15 protein-coding genes are annotated in these 18170 nt (G+C 56.1%); 8 read left to right on the forward strand and 7 right to left on the reverse strand.

Annotated features, from left to right (window positions below):
• Positions 1-1834, forward strand: a 1834-nt coding sequence (locus ACI9KD_RS13625) for a helix-hairpin-helix domain-containing protein (protein ID WP_414981725.1), incomplete at its 5' end; no start/stop codon positions are given.
• 63 nt (positions 1835-1897) lie between these two features.
• On the opposite strand, the gene ACI9KD_RS13630 is transcribed toward ACI9KD_RS13625, so the two are convergent.
• The 3 genes from ACI9KD_RS13630 to hutI form a co-directional block, all read right to left on the reverse strand.
• Positions 1898-2848, reverse strand: coding sequence for an AEC family transporter (locus ACI9KD_RS13630; RefSeq protein WP_414981726.1), 951 nt, complete (start codon positions 2846-2848; stop codon positions 1898-1900).
• A gap of 451 nt (positions 2849-3299) precedes the next feature.
• On the reverse strand, positions 3300-4154 hold the full coding sequence (gene hutG, locus ACI9KD_RS13635; protein ID WP_414981727.1) for a formimidoylglutamase: 855 nt from the start codon (positions 4152-4154) through the stop codon (positions 3300-3302).
• Positions 4144-5328 (reverse strand): imidazolonepropionase, encoded by a 1185-nt coding sequence (gene hutI, locus ACI9KD_RS13640; RefSeq protein WP_414981728.1) that lies wholly within the window; start codon positions 5326-5328, stop codon positions 4144-4146. The genes hutG and hutI overlap by 11 nt, the downstream gene beginning before the upstream one ends.
• 89 nt (positions 5329-5417) lie before the next feature.
• Here hutI and hutC point away from each other — a divergent pair, with 89 nt between their 5' ends.
• From hutC to hutH, 3 genes are read left to right on the forward strand one after another with little or no spacing between them, the layout of a single operon-like run.
• Positions 5418-6131: a histidine utilization repressor gene (gene hutC, locus ACI9KD_RS13645; RefSeq protein WP_414981729.1), complete on the forward strand. Its 714-nt coding sequence runs from the start codon at positions 5418-5420 to the stop codon at positions 6129-6131.
• A complete protein-coding gene (hutU, locus tag ACI9KD_RS13650; protein ID WP_414981730.1) occupies positions 6128-7801 on the forward strand; it encodes a urocanate hydratase in 1674 nt (557 codons plus the stop codon). Before hutC ends, hutU begins: the two co-directional genes overlap by 4 nt.
• Positions 7802-7804: 3 nt before the next feature.
• Positions 7805-9343: a histidine ammonia-lyase gene (gene hutH / locus ACI9KD_RS13655; RefSeq protein WP_414981731.1), complete on the forward strand. Its 1539-nt coding sequence runs from the start codon at positions 7805-7807 to the stop codon at positions 9341-9343.
• Positions 9344-9542: 199 nt separating this feature from the next.
• Here hutH and ACI9KD_RS13660 read toward each other — a convergent pair whose 3' ends face one another.
• Positions 9543-9977 carry a secondary thiamine-phosphate synthase enzyme YjbQ gene (locus ACI9KD_RS13660; RefSeq protein WP_414981732.1) on the reverse strand — a complete coding sequence of 145 codons (435 nt, stop codon included), beginning with the start codon at positions 9975-9977 and terminating at the stop codon, positions 9543-9545.
• A gap of 106 nt (positions 9978-10083) precedes the next feature.
• Positions 10084-11568 carry an SLC13 family permease gene (locus ACI9KD_RS13665; RefSeq protein WP_414981733.1) on the reverse strand — a complete coding sequence of 495 codons (1485 nt, stop codon included), beginning with the start codon at positions 11566-11568 and terminating at the stop codon, positions 10084-10086.
• Positions 11569-11757: 189 nt separating this feature from the next.
• On the opposite strand from ACI9KD_RS13665, the gene ACI9KD_RS13670 reads away from it, so the two are divergent.
• From ACI9KD_RS13670 to ACI9KD_RS13685, 4 genes are read left to right on the forward strand one after another with little or no spacing between them, the layout of a single operon-like run.
• A complete protein-coding gene (locus ACI9KD_RS13670; protein ID WP_414981734.1) occupies positions 11758-12660 on the forward strand; it encodes an MBL fold metallo-hydrolase in 903 nt (300 codons plus the stop codon).
• 4 nt (positions 12661-12664) lie between these two features.
• Positions 12665-14356 carry a TIGR01244 family sulfur transferase gene (locus ACI9KD_RS13675; RefSeq protein ID WP_414981735.1) on the forward strand — a complete coding sequence of 564 codons (1692 nt, stop codon included), beginning with the start codon at positions 12665-12667 and terminating at the stop codon, positions 14354-14356.
• Positions 14353-16080: a SulP family inorganic anion transporter gene (locus ACI9KD_RS13680; RefSeq protein WP_414981736.1), complete on the forward strand. Its 1728-nt coding sequence runs from the start codon at positions 14353-14355 to the stop codon at positions 16078-16080. Before ACI9KD_RS13675 ends, ACI9KD_RS13680 begins: the two co-directional genes overlap by 4 nt.
• Positions 16077-16304, forward strand: a complete 228-nt coding sequence (locus ACI9KD_RS13685) for a hypothetical protein (RefSeq protein ID WP_414981737.1) — start codon at positions 16077-16079, stop codon at positions 16302-16304. The genes ACI9KD_RS13680 and ACI9KD_RS13685 overlap by 4 nt, the downstream gene beginning before the upstream one ends.
• 161 nt (positions 16305-16465) lie before the next feature.
• On the opposite strand, the gene sohB is transcribed toward ACI9KD_RS13685, so the two are convergent.
• Positions 16466-17533 carry a protease SohB gene (gene sohB / locus ACI9KD_RS13690; RefSeq protein ID WP_414981738.1) on the reverse strand — a complete coding sequence of 356 codons (1068 nt, stop codon included), beginning with the start codon at positions 17531-17533 and terminating at the stop codon, positions 16466-16468.
• Between the two features lie 29 nt (positions 17534-17562).
• Positions 17563-18170 (reverse strand): NAD(+) diphosphatase (gene nudC, locus ACI9KD_RS13695; RefSeq protein ID WP_414981739.1); only part of this gene is annotated, 608 nt, incomplete at its 5' end.

Here is an 18170-nt window from a genome sequence, read left to right on the forward strand (position 1 = left end):
TTTGCGTAGTTTTCTCAAGTCCGAAGGTCTGCTGGCGTCCAGGCTGGTGGCTGGAAAAGAGGAGGAGGGTGCCAAGTTCAGTGATTACTTCGAGCATACCGAGCCTTTAAAATCTGTACCGTCACACCGCGCGTTGGCGATGTTTCGGGGGCGCAATGAAGGATTCCTGATGGTGGATCTGCGCCTCACCGCCGATGAATCCAGCGCCGACACGCATCCTTGCCAGAGCATGATCGCTGAGCATTGGAATATTAAAAGTGACGGTCGCGCTGCTGATAAGTGGCTTGCCGAAGTTGTGCGCTGGACTTGGTCAGTAAAGATGTCCCTGCATATTCAAAGTGACCTTCTTATGGCCTTGCGCGAACAATCCGAAGCGGCGGCAATTCGAGTTTTTGCCAGCAACCTAAAGGACTTGCTGCTGGCAGCTCCGGCAGGCCCGCAGGTCACGATTGGTTTGGATCCCGGCTTGCGCACAGGCGTGAAAGTTGCCGCTGTGGACGCCACGGGCAAGCTGCTAGATCAGGCAACGATCTATCCCACACCGCCACAAAACAAAACCCGCGAGGCCGCCGCGACCCTCCTTGTAATGATCAAGAAACACGGGGTTCAACTGATCAGCATAGGAAACGGCACAGGGAGTAGAGAGACCGATCGTTTTGTCGCCGACGCCCTTGCTGCACACCCGGAGTTATCGGTGCGCCGGGTGGTTGTAAACGAAGCGGGAGCTTCGATTTATTCAGCGTCTGAGCTTGCGGCTCGAGAATTTCCTGATGTTGATGTCACCATTCGAGGCGCAGTATCCATCGCGAGACGTCTGCAGGATCCACTGGCTGAGTTAGTGAAAATTGACCCGCAGTCCATCGGGGTAGGGCAGTACCAGCACGATGTCAGTCAGTTGCAGTTGGGGCGTCAACTCAACGCTGTTGTAGAGGACTGTGTGAATGCGGTGGGCGTCGATATCAACACGGCCTCCTCGCCATTGTTAACGCGGGTGTCAGGTTTGAGTGCACGAATCGCAGACAATATTGTGTCTATGCGAGATGCGAAGGGACGATTCTTGAATCGTAAGGCCTTATTGGATGTCGTAGGCATGGGTGCCAAGACCTTTCAGCAAGCCGCGGGTTTTCTGCGGGTAATGGACGGCGATAATCCTTTGGATGCTTCTGCTGTGCACCCAGAGTCGTATGCGGTGGTTGAGAAAATCGCCGCGCAGAACAGTCGTGAACTTCGTGGGTTGATTGGTGACAGTCCGTTTTTGCGCGCAGTGAACGCGCAAGATTATGTCACTGCTGATGTCGGCTTGCCGACCATTACGGATATTTTGAGCGAGCTAGAGAAGCCTGGGCGCGATCCGCGTCCAGAGTTTAAAACGGCAAAGCTTCAAGATGGCGTAGAGAAAATCACAGATCTCAAACTAGATATGGTCCTTGAAGGTACCGTTACGAATGTGACAAGTTTTGGAGCGTTTGTGGACGTGGGTGTTCACCAGGATGGTTTGGTGCATATCTCAGCGATGTCAGACAAGTTTATCAAAGACCCTCGGGAAGCCGCCAAGGCGGGCGATATCGTCAAAGTAAAGGTTATGGCCATCGATGTGCCGCGTAAGCGTGTGGGATTGAGCATGCGTCTGACAGATAGCGCTGAGGAACCTGGAACTGAACGCAAGAAGAAGGATCACCGTCCAGCTCAGCAGGGTAAGCGCGGCGATGCGCAATCGGAGCGACCGAGAAAGAACACCCAAAAATCAGGGAGGCAATCGTCTGGTCAAAGTGGCGCGGCTAAGTCCAATAATGCGTTTGCCAATGCGTTTGCGAAGGCTTTAGATAAGAGCTGACAGCCAGCTGGTGTGGTGGCTTTTTCGCTCGTCGATAAGGGCGCTAACTACCCCGTAGGCGCTTTATAGCAAGCCGGCCAGCGACAACAGGAAAAAACCCAGGGTGACGGTCAGCGCCGACAATAGGGTGGTGAGTACCACGATATTGGCCGCCAAGCCGCCGTTACCGCCGGCCGCTACCACCATGACGAAGCTGGCCGCAGCCGTGGGCGAGGCCAATAGCAGGAATAGTACACCCAGCGCTTCGCCGCGCACTCCCATCGCCAGCCCCAGCAGCACAGCCAGAGCGGGCGCCAGACACAGCCGCCAGGCCGCCGCTTCGCGGGTCAGGGCTGCAGCGGAGCGCAGTAGGGATAGCTTCATGGCGCCGCCAATACACAGCAGAGCTACGGGTAGAAAGTAGGCGGAAACACCGCGGGCCAGCTGTGGCACTACCGCCGGTAGCGGTAAGCCCGATACGCTGATCAGCAAGCCCAGGGCAATGCCGATGATCAGTGGGTTCCTCGCCATGCTCAGAAATAGCCCGGCTGCGGATTGCCGGGACCCCAAGGTGATGTTCAACAACCACACCGCGATGACGTTATACAGTGCAGTGAGCACAGCGATCGGCAGGGCCGCCAGCCGCAGGCCTGACTCCCCGAACGCGGCGGCGCACAGAGCAATCCCCACGATGGCGAGGTTGGAACGATAGGCACCCTGCACGAAGATGCCCAGTTCACGCCGTGCAAAGCCGCGCCACGCGCCATAGCCCCAGCTCAGCACCACCGTGGCCAGCGTTGCGATAATGCCGACGAGCAGGTAATTGAGGTTACCCGGTTGGCTGAGGTCGAGCTGGGCGGCACTGGCGAACAACAGAAAGGGCAGAGCGTACCGGAAGGCAAAGCGGGAGATTGAATCGACCAGGGCCTCAGGCAAGCAACCGACACGGCGTGCCACCACACCGGCCAGAACCCAGCAAAAGGTGGGTCCGGACACTGCGAGGGCGGTCAGAAATATGTTGAGCGGCGAATCCAATTGGGCGGGCCTACCTGCGTATGGCTGTGGTTTTGGCGCGCAGCGTCAGCATGTCACTGAAGCTACCGTGTTCACTGTTCGAATAAGGGGCTGGTTTCGAGTCCCGGGAGTCGCGGTGGGATTATCGAGCAGAAGGATTTAAATTGGCAGTGCCATCTTAGAGTGAGGCGTTCGACACTGCTGTAGGAAAATGGTCTACCACCAGGTAATAGTGCGACGGTGTACTAACTTAGCCGGAGTGGCCTGATTGATACATGTAGCGTTAGGCGCAGTGCCTATTTAACATAATATGTATTATACGCAGTCATGGGTGTGTGGCTGTGTCGGTAGACTAAGCGCCTTATCTTCTGTTCTACGCTTGCTCTGTCTATTGAGTCCCGTGCCGTTGGTTGATAAGTAATCCAGCCGCTACCGATGGGTCTGAACTGACTATTTATTCTGTCCTCCGCTTTTACGACGCTGAATCACTGAAAAGCAGTTCGTACACCAGACGCGCCGCCCAGCGCGCGGTAATTCCGTCGCGATCGAATCGTGGATTCATCTCGGCGATGTCCACGAGTATCAGCGCGGTGTCGTGGCATTGGCAGGCTTGCTGAATCCGATGCACGAGTTCAATTGCCGTGAACGGGCAGATACCCGGCACACCGGGTGCGGAAACGCCGGGCGCCAGCGCTGCCGGAAAGGCATCGAGACAGATCGACAGATAGATAAACTGGCGAGCGGCTATAAAGGCCTCCAGAGCTTCGCCCAGTTCCTCGCAATGAGCCGAGCTGCAATAGCTGTCTTCGTACCACTGCACCTGCCTGTCTGTCGCGTAATCAAACAGTGACCTGGCGTTGCTTGCTGGATTCACACCCAGTACCAAATAGTGGAACCCTAATCCGGAATCCTCGCAGGCCTCGGCTATCTGTCTAAATGGGGTTCCCGAGTTGCCTCCGGTGACTGGGTCGCGGAGGTCAAAATGCGCGTCCAGATTAATGATTCCCAGAGACGCATCCCCGATATGCTGGCGAATGCCCCGGTAGCTGCCCCAAGCCATCTCATGCCCGCCGCCCAGTAGCAGTGGACGCTCGCCGCACTGCAGCAGTTGGCCAACCCGGTCAGCCAACTCAGTCTGGGCCGCCTCTAAGTCGGCTCCGTTGCAGCTGACATCACCCGCCTCCCTCAGCGCGTTGGCCGGCAAGCAGGTCAGTCTGGCCAGCGCTGTGCGAATAGCCTCCGGTCCTGCAGCTGCACCGACTCGGCCACCGTTGCGGCGCACGCCTTCGTCACAGGCAAAGCCGAGCACCGTGGCGTCACTCCACATACACGCCTCCCCGCCATATGCCGGCCGGTCCAACCAGCTGGTGGCCATAGCTGAGCTCAGCCAGATCGTCGATATCCCAAAGTACTAAATCAGCATCGAAGCCCGCTGCAACCCTGCCCTTGCGGTCCGCAAGACCCAGCGCGGCGGCCGCATGCACGGTAACTCCCAGAAGGGTTTCCTCTGCGGTAAGGCCAAACAGAACACAGGCCATATTCATGTTCATGCGCAGGGAGGCTATGGGCGAACTACCGGGATTAAGATCGCTGGCGACCACGAGTGGCAGACCGGCTTTGCGCATTAGATCAACCGGCGGTTTTTGCGTTTCGCGCAGTGTGTAAAAGGCACCCGGGAGCAGCACACAGGGCGTATGATCCTTTGCCAGCACTGCCAGATCCTGTTCTTGCAAGTACTCGATATGATCAACAGACAGCCCTCCATAGCGGGCGACCAGCTGCGCACCACCGCTATAGCTTAGTTGCTCCACGTGGCCTTTAATCGGAAGACCCAGCTCCGTTGCAGCCTGAAATACCCGCTCGCACTGCCCTGGTGTAAAAGCGATGGACTCGCAAAAAACATCGACGGCATCGGCCAGCCCCTCTGCGGCTGCGGCTGGCAGTATTTCGTTGCACACTAGGTCAATGTAGCGGTCGGGCTGACCGTCGAATTCTGCCGGCAGAGCGTGTGCCGCCAGCAAGGTCGTGACGACATGAATGCCACTGCTCTCCCCCAGTGATCTTGCCACCCGCAACATTTTAAGTTCGTTGTTGAGGTCGAGCCCGTAGCCGGATTTGATCTCTATCGTGCAAACGCCCTCAGCAGCCAGGCTGTTAAGCCGCGGCAGCGACAGTTCATATAATTCCTGCTCACTCGCTTTGCGGGTGGCAGCCACTGTGCTGAGAATCCCGCCACCACGACGGGCAATCTCCGTGTAGGGGACTCCTCGTAATCGCTCGGCGAACTCCGCGGACCGATTCCCTGCATAGACCAGATGCGTGTGGCTGTCGATAAGGCCCGGCGTCAGCCAGCCGCCATTGCCATCGACCACTGTGTCCGCAGTCAGCTGGGGTGCACTCTCCCCCACCCAGCATATCTGCCCTGCCCGCACACCCACCGCGCTCGTGGAGCGGCCTGTTGAGGGTAGACGGATATTGTCTATTAGCGTATCGAGCTTCATAGGAGACCGAAGGGGTAAAGCCTCCAGTCTAGTTGTCTATACATGTATAGACAACTAGACTGCGGAGGTATCTACCAGAGCACGAAAGCATGAGCAGACCCCGCTACTCTGTGATCAAGGACTACATTATTGGGCAGATCGAGTCCCGAGCCTGGCGGTCGGGCGATCGCGTTCCGTCCGAAAACGATCTGGCTGCCCGCTTTGCAGTCAGTCGCATGACGTCACGACGCGCCCTGCAGGAGCTCTCAGAAGAAGGCATTCTGGTACGCACCCAGGGTCTGGGCAGTTTCGTCGCCGATGCCAGGCCCCGAAGTTCAATCCTGGAGATCCACAGTATCGATCAGGAAATCAAGGCTCGAGGACATACTCACGCGGCCCGAGTGATCAAGCTCGGGGAGAAAAAAGCCGACAACAACACCGCCTTATTGCTGGGCCTGAAAAAGGGTACGCCGGTTTATCACAGCGTCCTGCTACACAGTGAGAATGGCTCGGCTCTTCAGTATGAAGAGCGCCACGTAAATCCGCAGTTCGGCCCCGCCTATCTGGACCAGGACTTCACCCGGATCACCCCGAGTCGCTATCTCTCAAGCATATCTCCCCTCACAGAGGCGGATCAGACGATCGAAGCCGTGACGGTCAGTAAGCCTATAGCAAAGCTGCTCGAGATCGCGGCCAGCGAGCCCTGTCTCAAGGTCAGTCGACGAACCTGGTGCCAGCAGGGCATCGTTAATATCGTCACGCTGTACTACCCCGGTAGCCGCTATCGCCTCGGTGGCCACCTGAAAACGGAGGAACCACAATGAACGACAAGCGAAAACGCGTTGGCGTGATCCGCGCTCCTACGGGTACAACTCTCAGCGCTCGCAGCTGGCTTACTGAAGCGCCGCTGCGCATGTTGATGAACAACCTCGATCCTGCCGTGGCGGAGCATCCGGAGTCACTTGTCGTGTACGGCGGGATTGGGCGCGCCGCGCGGGACTGGGACTGCTACGACCGCATAATCGAAACTCTGCAGCGTCTCGGGGACGACGAAACGCTGCTCATTCAGAGCGGTAAGCCAGTGGGCGTGTTCAGGACCCACAGCGAAGCGCCTCGGGTCCTGATCGCCAATAGCAATCTGGTGCCCCACTGGGCCAATTGGGAGCATTTTAACGAACTGGATCGCAAAGGCCTGATGATGTTCGGGCAAATGACGGCCGGCTCCTGGATCTACATCGGCAGTCAGGGCATCGTGCAGGGAACCTACGAAACCTTCGCGGCAATCGCCAGGCAACACTTCGAAGGCAAAGCCAAGGGCCGCTGGGTGCTCACCGCGGGGTTGGGGGGCATGGGGGGAGCACAGCCCCTCGCTGCAACTATGGCGGGCTTTTCTATGCTGGCAGTAGAGTGTGATGAAACCCGTATCGACTTCAGGCTCGGCAACGGCTACCTGGATCAGAAGGCCGGCTCCCTCGAAGAGGCACTGGCGATGATCGATGGTGCAGGCCAACGCGGCGAGGCGGTCAGCGTTGGCCTGCTGGGCAACGCAGCAGAGATATTCCCGGAGCTGGTGACACGCGGGGTCACCCCGGATTGCGTCACCGACCAGACCAGCGCCCACGACCCCTTAAACGGCTATCTCCCCATCGGCTGGACTTTGCAGCAGGCGATTGAACAGCGACAGAGCAATCCTCAAAGCGTGGTCAAGGCCGCCAAGGGATCGATGGCGATACAGGTACAGGCCATGCTGGACCTTCAGTCAGCAGGCGCTGCGACCCTGGACTACGGGAACAACATCCGGCAGATGGCGCTGGAAGAAGGTGTTGCCAATGCTTTCGATTTCCCAGGCTTTGTTCCGGCCTATATACGCCCGCTTTTTTGCGAAGGTATCGGGCCCTTTCGCTGGGTCGCTCTGTCGGGAGATCCACAGGACATTTACAAGACTGATGCCAAGGTAAAAGAGCTGATTCCAGACAATCAGCAACTCCATAACTGGCTGGATATGGCCCGGGCACGTATTCCATTTCAGGGACTCCCCGCCCGGATATGCTGGGTGGGGCTGGAGGACCGGGCCAGGCTCGGGCAGGCCTTTAACGACATGGTCGCCAGCGGCGAGTTGAAAGCGCCCATTGTGATCGGTCGCGATCACCTCGACAGTGGTTCAGTGGCCTCACCTAATCGCGAAACAGAGGCCATGCAAGACGGCTCGGACGCGGTCAGCGACTGGCCCCTGCTCAATGCCCTTCTCAACACCGCCAGTGGCGCCACTTGGGTCAGCATCCACCACGGCGGCGGCGTGGGCATGGGTTTTAGCCAGCATGCGGGGGTCGTGATTGTTTGCGATGGCAGCGACGCCGCCCGGGAGCGGGTTGGCCGTGTACTTTGGAATGATCCCGCCACGGGGGTCATGCGCCACGCCGATGCGGGCTATAACATCGCCAAAAGTAGTGCACGTAAACACAAGCTCGACCTGCCTATGCAGCCCGAGGTTTAGCCCATGCTAGACCTTGTGCTGCAACCGGGGGCTCTGACCCTTAGCGATATGAAAACGATATTGGAACAGCCACTCAGGCTTAGTCTGTCACCGGAGTGTCTAGCTAGGATTGAGGCCGCCGCCCGGACCGTCGCCGAGGTTATGGCGGACGGCCGTACCGTGTACGGGATCAACACAGGCTTTGGTCAGATGGCCAATACGCGAATCGAAGCGAATGAGTTGGAGACCCTGCAGCGCAGCATCGTACTGAGTCACGCTGCGGGCGTAGGAGCATTGTTGCCTGAGAGTACTGTGCGCCTGATCATGGTGCTTAAGATCAACTCCCTGGCTCGCGGCTATTCCGGCATTCGCCTGCAGGTCATCGAAGCGCTCATGCGACTTCTGGAGATGGAGGTCTACCCCTGCATTCCCTGCAAAGGCTCTGTCGGCGCATCGGGTGACCTCGCACCGTTGGCGCATATGTGCGCACCACTACTTGGCGAAGGTGAGATCATCCACCATGGGCAGCGCCTACCCGCCAGCCAGGGCTTGGAAATCGCCGGACTGACGCCCACCGTTCTGGCGCCCAAGGAGGGTCTTGCGCTACTCAATGGCACCCAGGTATCAACCGCGCTGGCCGTCCAGGGTTTGTTAGCGGCGGAAAACCAGTTGGCAGCCGGCGCCATCATAGGCGCACTAACCGTAGAGGCTGCGAAAGGTTCCCGCGCACCCTTTGACCGGCGAATCCACGATGCACGTGGTCACGCGGCGCAGATCGATATGGCCGGTGCCTATCGGGAACTACTGGGTCACTCGGACATTGAACACTCACATGACGACTGCGAAAAAGTGCAGGACCCCTACTCACTGCGCTGTCAGCCTCAGGTAATGGGCGCCTGCCTACAGCAACTACGTAATGCCGCCGACATCATCGTGACCGAGGCCAATGCGGTATCAGACAACCCCTTGGTATTTGTCGAGGAGGGAGACATCATCTCCGGCGGCAATTTTCACGCCGAACCCATTGCTATGGCCGCCGACAACATTGCTCTGGCCATGGCGGAAATTGGCTCGCTCTCGGAGCGGCGCATCGCCCTGCTCATCGACTCGCAACTGAGTGGACTGCCGCCATTTCTGGTAGATAACGGAGGATTAAACTCTGGATTCATGATCGCCCAGGTCACTGCGGCGGCGCTGGCCAGCGAGAACAAATCGCTCGCGCATCCGGCTTGCGTAGACAGCCTGCCCACCTCTGCCAATCAGGAAGACCACGTATCCATGGCTACCTTTGCTGCGCGTCGACTGGGCGATATGAATGAAAATACCTGCGGCGTGCTGGCGGTGGAGTGGTTGGCTGCTTGTCAGGGTCTTGATTTTCTAGCACCTCTGAAGACCTCGCCAAAACTGGAAATTGCCAGAGATATCCTACGTGCCGAAGTGCCCTTCTACGATCGGGACCGTTATTTTGCACCGGATATAGAGGCGGCGCTGGGGATGCTCAAACGCGAGGCCCTGCTGGCCCATGCGCCCGCCCAGTGTCGCTTGATCTGGCAGAGCCTTTAGGCAGTATTCAACTCTAACTTGGCAAACACGATGCAGTTCTTTCCAGAACGCTTGGCCACGTATATGGCCGTGTCTGCGCTCTTCCTTCGCGCGTGAACGCGCTTAATTTCACCCGCCAATCTCCTTATCGCATTGGCAAATGTTTGTGGCTGTTGTTTGATTACAGCGGCTCTGAGTTACTCGCCGAGCCTTATGGCGCTCAGATACGTTCCGTTCCCTGCAGTGTTGCAACAATCGAACGGGGCCCCGCATGGTCCCGATGTTCCGCAAGATAGATACCCTGCCATATTCCCAGCGCCAACTCCCCGTGGCGAATGGGTATGGTCAGATCTGTACCGATGAGCACGCTCTTAATGTGCGCGGGCATATCATCATCACCTTCAAGAACGTGCCGATAGTAAGGCGCATTGCGCGGTGCCAGTACGTCAAAATGCCGCTGAAGATCGCCGCGAACGTCGGAGTCAGCGTTCTCATTAATCACTAGTGACGCAGAAGTATGTTGTATGAATAGATGCAAGAGCCCTGCTTCGCAGCGTTCAATCCCCTCGACGCGATCTTCGATAAATTCAGTGATGAGATGAAAGCCCCGTGCCTGTGCCGGGATTTCGATAACTGATTGTGTCCAGAGCGTCATTGATCCTCACTAACTCACTTCTAAGCCAATGTAATCAGGACTAATAAACACCTGAGTCTTTGCTCAAAGTAGCCCCTTCATCCGTGTCCTGAAACTGCGGCACAGCTTAATCGAGGAGAACCAAAGGCACTAACCAAACAGCTGCAGCAGTCAGTAGAAATAGCGCTACGATATTCATCACAAGGCCCGCGCGGATCATGTCAGAAATTCGCAACACGCCAGAGGCAAACACAATGGCGTTGGGTGGCGTGGCAACCGGAAGCATGAACGCACAGCTGGCCGCGAGAGTCACGGGTACGCAAAGAACCAATGGATCAATTCCCATTTGCAGTGCTAGCGCCCCCACCACTGGTAAAAACGTTGCTGCGGTAGCGAGGTTGCTAGTGAGCTCAGTGAGAAAAACAACTAACCCGGCTGATGCAAGAACCAGTACTAAGGTGCCCGAAGATGCTAGAGGAGCCAGCCCTTCCCCCAGCCAAGCGGCAAGACCCGACGCAGAAACCTGCGCTGCCAGGCTTAGGCCTCCACCAAACAAGACCAGTACACCCCAGGGTAAGCGACCGACATCAGGCCAGCTCATGATCGCGCCTCCCTCTGGTCCGCCGCTGCGTAACACAAACAGTAGCAGCGCAGCGGCCATGACGATGCCGGTATCACTCAAGCCCGACAGCCCAGGAAGTTCAGAGAGCATCCCGCGAGACATCCAGAGCAGCACCACAACTAGAAACACGCCCCCTACCCGCTTCTCGGGCGTGGTCATCGGCCCCAGATCCCCGCGCATTTTCAGAATCATATTTTGTGCGTCGCTGTTGGCGGGGATATTCACCTTGAACACTACACTGGTGAGCAACCACCATCCCAAGGGCAGTAAGACCACCGTAAGCGGTACACCGATCATCATCCAGTCAACAAACGCGATACTGATTCCGTAGCTGTCCTCTAGAAAGGCTGCCAAGAGAATATTAGGTGGCGTACCTACCAATGTGGATAAGCCGCCGATCGTTGTCGAATAGGCGAGTGCCAGCATCAGCGCAATTTGAAATTGCTTAGCGTCAGACTCCTTTACGTGCAGGGTTTGATCCGCAATCAAAGCGCCTACAGAAACGGCGATGGGCAGCAGCATCATGGTGGTAGACGTGTTTGTCATCCACATGGATAACAAGGCCGCCACCAACATGAAGCCCAGGATCAGTCTTTTGCCATCGGTACCCGTTCTGGACAGTATCCACAGTGCGACGCGACGGTGCAGTGACCACTTCTCCACCGCGAGGGCGAGCACAAAGGCTCCAAGGAACAGGTAGATGATGGGGTGCGAATAACTTTGGGCGGCCTCTTTGATGGGGGCAATCCCGAAAAGGTCAAAGGCCACCAGAGGAATGAAACCCGTAGCGGGAACGGGAATCGCCTCCGTTGCCCACCAAATCGCCATCCACAGACCTACCGCCGCAACACGCCACGCCGAGTCAGGCATGGTCTCTTGGCTTCCGCTATAGAGCAGCATCAGCGCGCAGGCGGCCGGTCCGGCGAAAATGCCAATGCGTTGGTACATGGCGAGCGAAGAATCACTCTGTATCGCCCCAGGCGCGTTCATGTCGTATCTCCACTGGTGATTCAGTGCCTTTTGGTCAGGGGTCGCAGCATACGGGAATGTTTTGCTTGTTCATAAGCCCGTTGGGGTATTTAGATGACGGAAATCAATCATTTCGCCTCTGAACTGGTCTATGCTTAAGATTATATACATATATCCGAAAGTTATACTTTGATTGCCCGGAGGTATTGCATGGCAACTCAAGCCGACGTCACGCATTTTTTCGACGAACCCACAAACACCCTGTCGTATATCGTTAAGGACCCAAATAGTTCATCTTGCGCGATCGTCGACAGTGTCCTGAACCTCGACTATGCATCAGGGACAATCAGCTACGACAGCGCAGACACCATTATTCAATACCTCAAAGACCACGACCTAAGCGTTGAATGGATCCTAGAAACCCACGTGCATGCCGATCACCTGTCGGCCGGGCCTTATCTACAGCAACGTGTGGGCGGTAAAATCGCTATTGGTTCGGGAATCACCACCGTACAGTCAGTGTTTGGAGAGGTGTTTAACGTTGACGAAGGTTTCCGCCGTGACGGATCGCAGTTCGAGGTATTGCTCAGCGATGGTGATAGTTTGCCGATTGGATCTCTTGAAGGCCACGCGATGCATACGCCGGGACACACACCGGCTTGCATGACGTATATTTTTGGGGACGCGGTGTTTGTGGGCGACACCCTTTTTATGCCGGATTTTGGTACGGCTCGTTGTGACTTCCCCGGTGGCGATGCTGCCACCCTCTTCCGCTCTATCCAACGAATACTTGAGCTACCGCGGGAGACGCGTGTTTTTGTTTGCCACGACTACATGCCTGACGGCCGGGAACTCGCATTTGAGACAACAGTGGGTGCTGAAATTGACGCCAATGTTCACGTGCGCGAAGGCATCAACGAGGGTGAGTTTGTGTCTATGCGTGAAGCGCGGGACAAGACCCTTGGCATGCCTAATCTGATACTGCCTTCTCTGCAGGTAAACATGCGCGCCGGACATGTACCACCTCCAGAAAGTGGGGAACGCTTTTTTTTGAAGCTACCACTTAACGCGTTTGGCGGCCCCGACCTTTCTGATCTTGCTGCGAAGGAATAAGACTATGAGCGTACAGTTAATCCCTGTTTCGGAGACTTTTTCGGTCTCTAAACAAATCACCGCCTCTGATATACCCATGCTGACGGCAGCCGGTGTGAAGTCGTTGATATGCAATCGGCCGGATGGCGAAGGCAATGATCAACCGACGATCACGGAGATTCGTGCAGCCGCAGAAGCCGCAGGACTGAGCATCGCCTACATCCCTATTGTGTCTGGTGAGTTTACCTCCCATGACATCGAAGATTTTTCGACTGCCTTGGACAAGATGGAATCACCGGTACATGCGTTTTCCCGGACAGGAACACGATCAATCACACTCTGGAGTCTCTATCAGCGCACTCAAGGTATTCCTGACGCTGAATTACTAGCCCGTGCAAAGGTCTGTGGTTACGACCTGAGTGACGCACTGCGCCACACTCCCATCTCAGACTCAAAAATCACAGATAGTACTGGGTCCAAAGACCACTTTGACGTTGTCATTGTAGGCGCTGGTGCGGCCGGTATTTCGGTTGCTTCCAGCTTGATGAAGCGCACCCAGGCTTTGTCCATTGCGATCATCGATCCTGCAGAGGTGCACTACTATCAACCTGGCTGGACCATGGTCGGTGGAGGTATTTTTCGCCAGGAAGATACGGTCAAAACCATGGCATCCTTGATTCCCAAGGGTGTCCGTTGGATTAAGTCTGCCGTGGGCAGCTTCGAACCTGATGACAACCGTGTGCTTCTGGAAGACAGCCATCCCGTTTACTACGATCGACTCATTGTGGCTCCGGGCATCAAGCTGGACTGGCACGGCGTAGACGGGCTTGTAGAAACCCTCGGCCGCAATGGTGTTACCTCTAACTACCGCTGCGATCTGGCGCCCTATACCTGGGAGCTTGTCAGCAGCATGCAAAAAGGTAAGGCACTGTTTACGCAGCCGCCTATGCCCATCAAGTGTGCCGGCGCGCCGCAGAAAGCCTTATATCTGTCTGGTGATCATTGGCGTCGCAACGGTGTTCTCGACAACATTGATATCAGCTTCTTCAACGCCGGACCGGTACTTTTTGGCGTGAAAGACTACGTTCCTGCGCTCATGGAGTACATTGAGCGCTACCGGGCCGAGCTCAAATTTGGACATCGGCTTACACGGATAGACGGGGCGTCACAGACCGCATGGTTTGAGACGCAGGATGAATCCGGGGCTACCATCGAAGTCAGCTCGGACTTTGACATGATCCATGTCTGCCCTCCCCAGACCGCTCCGGACTTTGTTAAGCAGAGTCCATTGGCGGATGATGCCGGGTGGATCGATGTGGATCAAAACACCTTGCAGCATACGCGCTACGCAAACATCTGGAGCTTGGGAGATGCGATGAACGCGCCCAATGCAAAAACCGCGGCCGCGGCGCGCATGCAAGCGCCTATCGTTGCGAACAACCTACTTCATGACTTAGGCCGCGTGTCCGGTGTTGCGCATTACAACGGTTATGGTTCTTGCCCGCTGACGGTAGAGCGCGGGAAGATCGTGCTTGCAGAGTTTGGTTATGGCGGAAAGCTTCTACCGACTTTTCCACGATGGCTGCTCAATGGCCAGCGACCTTCGCGTTTGGCATGGATTCTCAAGGAGCAGATTCTTCCACCGATTTACTGGAAAGCCATGCTCAAGGGCAAAGAGTGGATGGTCAACCCAGAGCGCAGTAAGGCCGACGTGTGAAGCCATGGCTCCGCCGCCTGCTCCCGCCTTTAGAGTGGTTGAGCGGCTATAACCGCGACGCACTGGCGAGTGACACCCTCGCCGCATTGATCGTTACGATTATGCTGGTCCCCCAGTCCTTGGCCTATGCTCTCCTGGCAGGCTTGCCCGCAGAAATGGGACTCTATGCGAGCATATTGCCGCTATTGGCCTATGCCATTTTCGGAAGCAGCCGCACACTGTCTGTGGGGCCGGTCGCCGTTGTGTCTCTGATGACGGCTACGGCGGTAGGCAAGGTAGCTGCCACGGGTAGTCTTGGGTACGCAAGTGCTGCCATTGCCATGGCGCTGCTATCGGGCACGATGCTGATTGGCATGGGGTTGCTGCGTTTCGGCTATTTAGCGAACCTCTTATCACACCCCGTGGTTTCAGGGTTTATTACTGCCTCGGGAATTATTATTGCCCTGTCACAGCTACGACACATTTTGGGTATCGAAGCCCACGGTGAAACGCTACCGACGCTGCTGAGTACGCTGTGGGTTCAGCTTGATGCATTCAACACTGTGACTCTGCTTACCGGTACTGCGGCACTGGCTTTTCTGTTCTGGGTGCGCTCAGGCCTGACCCCGCTGCTGCGACGCGCGGGCTTAAGCGCCGGCGCTGCCGGCATGCTCGCCAAGGCTGGACCAGTGTTGGTCATCATCGCGACGACCCTCGCTAGTGTCACTCTGGATTACCAGGCCCTCGGCGTTGCACTGGTAGGAACCGTGCCGCAGGGACTTCCTGCTTTTAGCATTCCTCGCATCGATTTCGCGTTGTGGTCCGAGCTCGCGGTATCCGCATTACTCATTAGTGTTATCGGTTTTGTAGAGTCGGTGTCCGTCGGTAAAACACTGGCAGCCAAGCGTCGTCAGCGTATTGATGCTGATCAGGAGTTAGTCGCTCTAGGCGCGGCTAACGTTGCATCGGCGATGTCCGGTGGCTTCCCGGTCACTGGAGGGTTCTCTCGATCGGTGGTTAATTTCGACGCTGGAGCACAGACTCAGTTGGCGAGTGTACTCACGGCCGCAGGAATTGCCGCCGCTGCCCTGCTCCTGACTCCAGTACTTTATTTTCTCCCCAAGGCGACGCTGGCGGCGACAATCATAGTGGCTGTGACCTCGCTCATAGACTTCAGTCTCATAAAACTGGCATGGACCTATTCTAGAAGTGACTTTGCGGCGGTGATGGTGACTATACTCAGCACGCTGTTTTTTGGTGTGGAGCTAGGGGTGTTGGCCGGTATTGTGGCGTCTATCAGTTTGCATTTGCATAAGACGTCTCAGCCGCATATCGCCATTGTTGGAGAAGTGCCCGGCACCGAACATTTTCGTAATGTAAATCGCCACGACGTCATCACCTACCCGAGCATCGTGTCTCTTCGTATTGACGAGAGTCTGTACTTTGCGAATGCGGGCTATATGGAAAGCGCTATTTACGCCGTCATCGCTGACCGCGACAACCGCCTAAAACACATTGTCTTGCAGTGCACGGCAGTGAATGCGATTGATCTGAGCGCACTGGAAACGCTTGAGGCAGTTACCCTGAGACTCAAAGAACAAGGGATAATGCTACATCTTAGTGAAGTGAAGGGCCCGGTAATGGATGCGTTGGAACGTACCGATTTTCTTCAGCGGTTGTCGGGGCAGGTCTTTCTTTCTCAGCATCAGGCTTGCGAGGCGCTTAAGCCGTCGTCAGAGTCATGAATCGCGTTCTCAGTTTCTTGTCGTTCGCACTGCTTGTGGGCTTAGGCGCAGTAGCTTACTTACTCACGAGCGACCCTTCGCAGGAAGATCCCTGTATAAACCCACAGAATGATATCAGCGCCGCGATTCTTGGCGATGAGGCCGACCAGGACGCTCTGGCTAACCGGGCGATGCTGCAGCGAAAAATGTGTGAGGCACGCGCGGCGGATAAATCCAGCCCATAGCTGCGTGTTACACAGTAATCAGCCCACTTTGAATGAGCCCTATGCAAGCCTCTGCGACTGCCGGATCATATCTAGTCCCAGCGCCATGAGCGGTCGCTCAGATCGAAAGGTCTTTTTGATTGGCTAATGTGCTCAAAAAAGCCTCAGCTCAGCTGTCTTAGCTACTGCTTGGGACGCGTTAGCGACGCCTGCCAGAGCTTGAGAAAGCTGCGCTCCAAGGCATTTTCCGCAGCGATCCCCAGCTTTTGTTGCCAGTTCTTACGAGGCACATAGGTCAGCTCAAACACACCATGGGACTCGAGTTTGTCCTGAATGTACTCATCGGACGTTTGCACCGCATCTACTAAATTGATGTCCTTGGCACGCTGTCCATACCAGGTCTCGCCAGTAGCAACACTATCAATATCAACAACTTCGCGATTTTCTTTAACAAACTGCTTGAAGAGTACGTGAGTATCTTCCAGCTCTTCTTTGAACTTCTCGCGGCCTTTGTCGGTGTTCTCACCGAAGACCGTCAGGGTCCGCTTGTACTCTCCGGCGGTCAAAATCTCCACATCGATGTCGTTCTTTTTCAAGACACGATGAAAGTTGGGTAGCTGAGCCACAACGCCAATAGAACCGATGATGGCAAAAGGCGCTGCGATAATCTCGTTGGCCACACAGGCCATCATGTAGCCCCCACTGGCGGCCACCTTATCCACGGCCACGGTAAGGTTCACACCCTTGTTGCGAATACGCTGAAGTTGGCTAGATGCGAGGCCGTAGCTGTGCACCATGCCGCCGCCACTCTCCAGACGCAGCAGAACCTCATCGCTGTCTTTAAGCTCACCCAGCAGCGTTGAGACCTCTTCGCGTAACTGCTCTACCGCGGACGCACGAATATCGCCATCAAAATTCAACACATAGAGTCGTGGTTTCTCCGCGGCAGTTTCGCTCCCTGCCTTTACTTGCTTCTTTGCGGCTTTGGATTCTTCCTTGGCTTTCTTCTTATCCGCCTTCTTTTCAGCTTTGTGCGACTCTTTGCGCATAGCCGGATCAAGGGTTGCGTCTCGGAGAGTCTCCCGCAGGTCTTTGTATCGGTCGTTTAACTTGTGTACTTCGATGTGGCCGCTGCTTTCTCCACGATGCCGTTGGGACGCAGCCGCTATCAACAAGATAATCAGTCCCACAGCGATAACGATAGTGACGGCCTGCGCTAGAAAAAGACCGTATTCAGAGAGAAATTCCATAAGGTTTCCTGAGTGTTATAGAGCTGTCGCTACCCCTGCTGGGTACGTCGACAGTGGTATTGGATGAGTTGGCCCGCAATCGATGATGTCGGAGGCACGGGAGGTAGATCCTGGGGGTGGTACCAATTGGCCTCTGCAATCTCGTCCAGGTCCGGCGTAACATCACCAGATGCGTATTCGGCAAAGTAACCCAGCATCAGTTGATTGGGAAATGGCCATGACTGGGATCCGAAATACTCGATTTCACCGACTTCGACGCCGACTTCCTCTCTGACCTCACGGCGTAAAGTGTCCTCCGCGCTCTCCCCGGCTTCAATAAAGCCCGCGAGTGAACTGTACATGGGTCTTGGGAAACGCGCGTTACGCGCCAGGAGCATTTCGTCGCCCCGGGTTATCAGCACAATTACGCAGGGCGAGATTCTGGGATACAGCATGGTCTTGCAGGAACCGCAGCCCATGGCCCGTTCGCCATCGGCTGCTTGCATTTGCGCACCGCATCGACCGCAAAACCGGTGATCCCGCTGCCAATCCAGCAACTGTGCTGCGCGGCCCGCAAGCGCAAACACGCTGTCTTCCACCCGACCCAGTAGATGGTAAAGGTTGCTCACCTGATAGCGCATGGTATCCACAGCAATTA

This window comes from Congregibacter sp. (assembly GCF_047617445.1).
GTDB lineage: Bacteria > Pseudomonadota > Gammaproteobacteria > Pseudomonadales > Halieaceae > Congregibacter.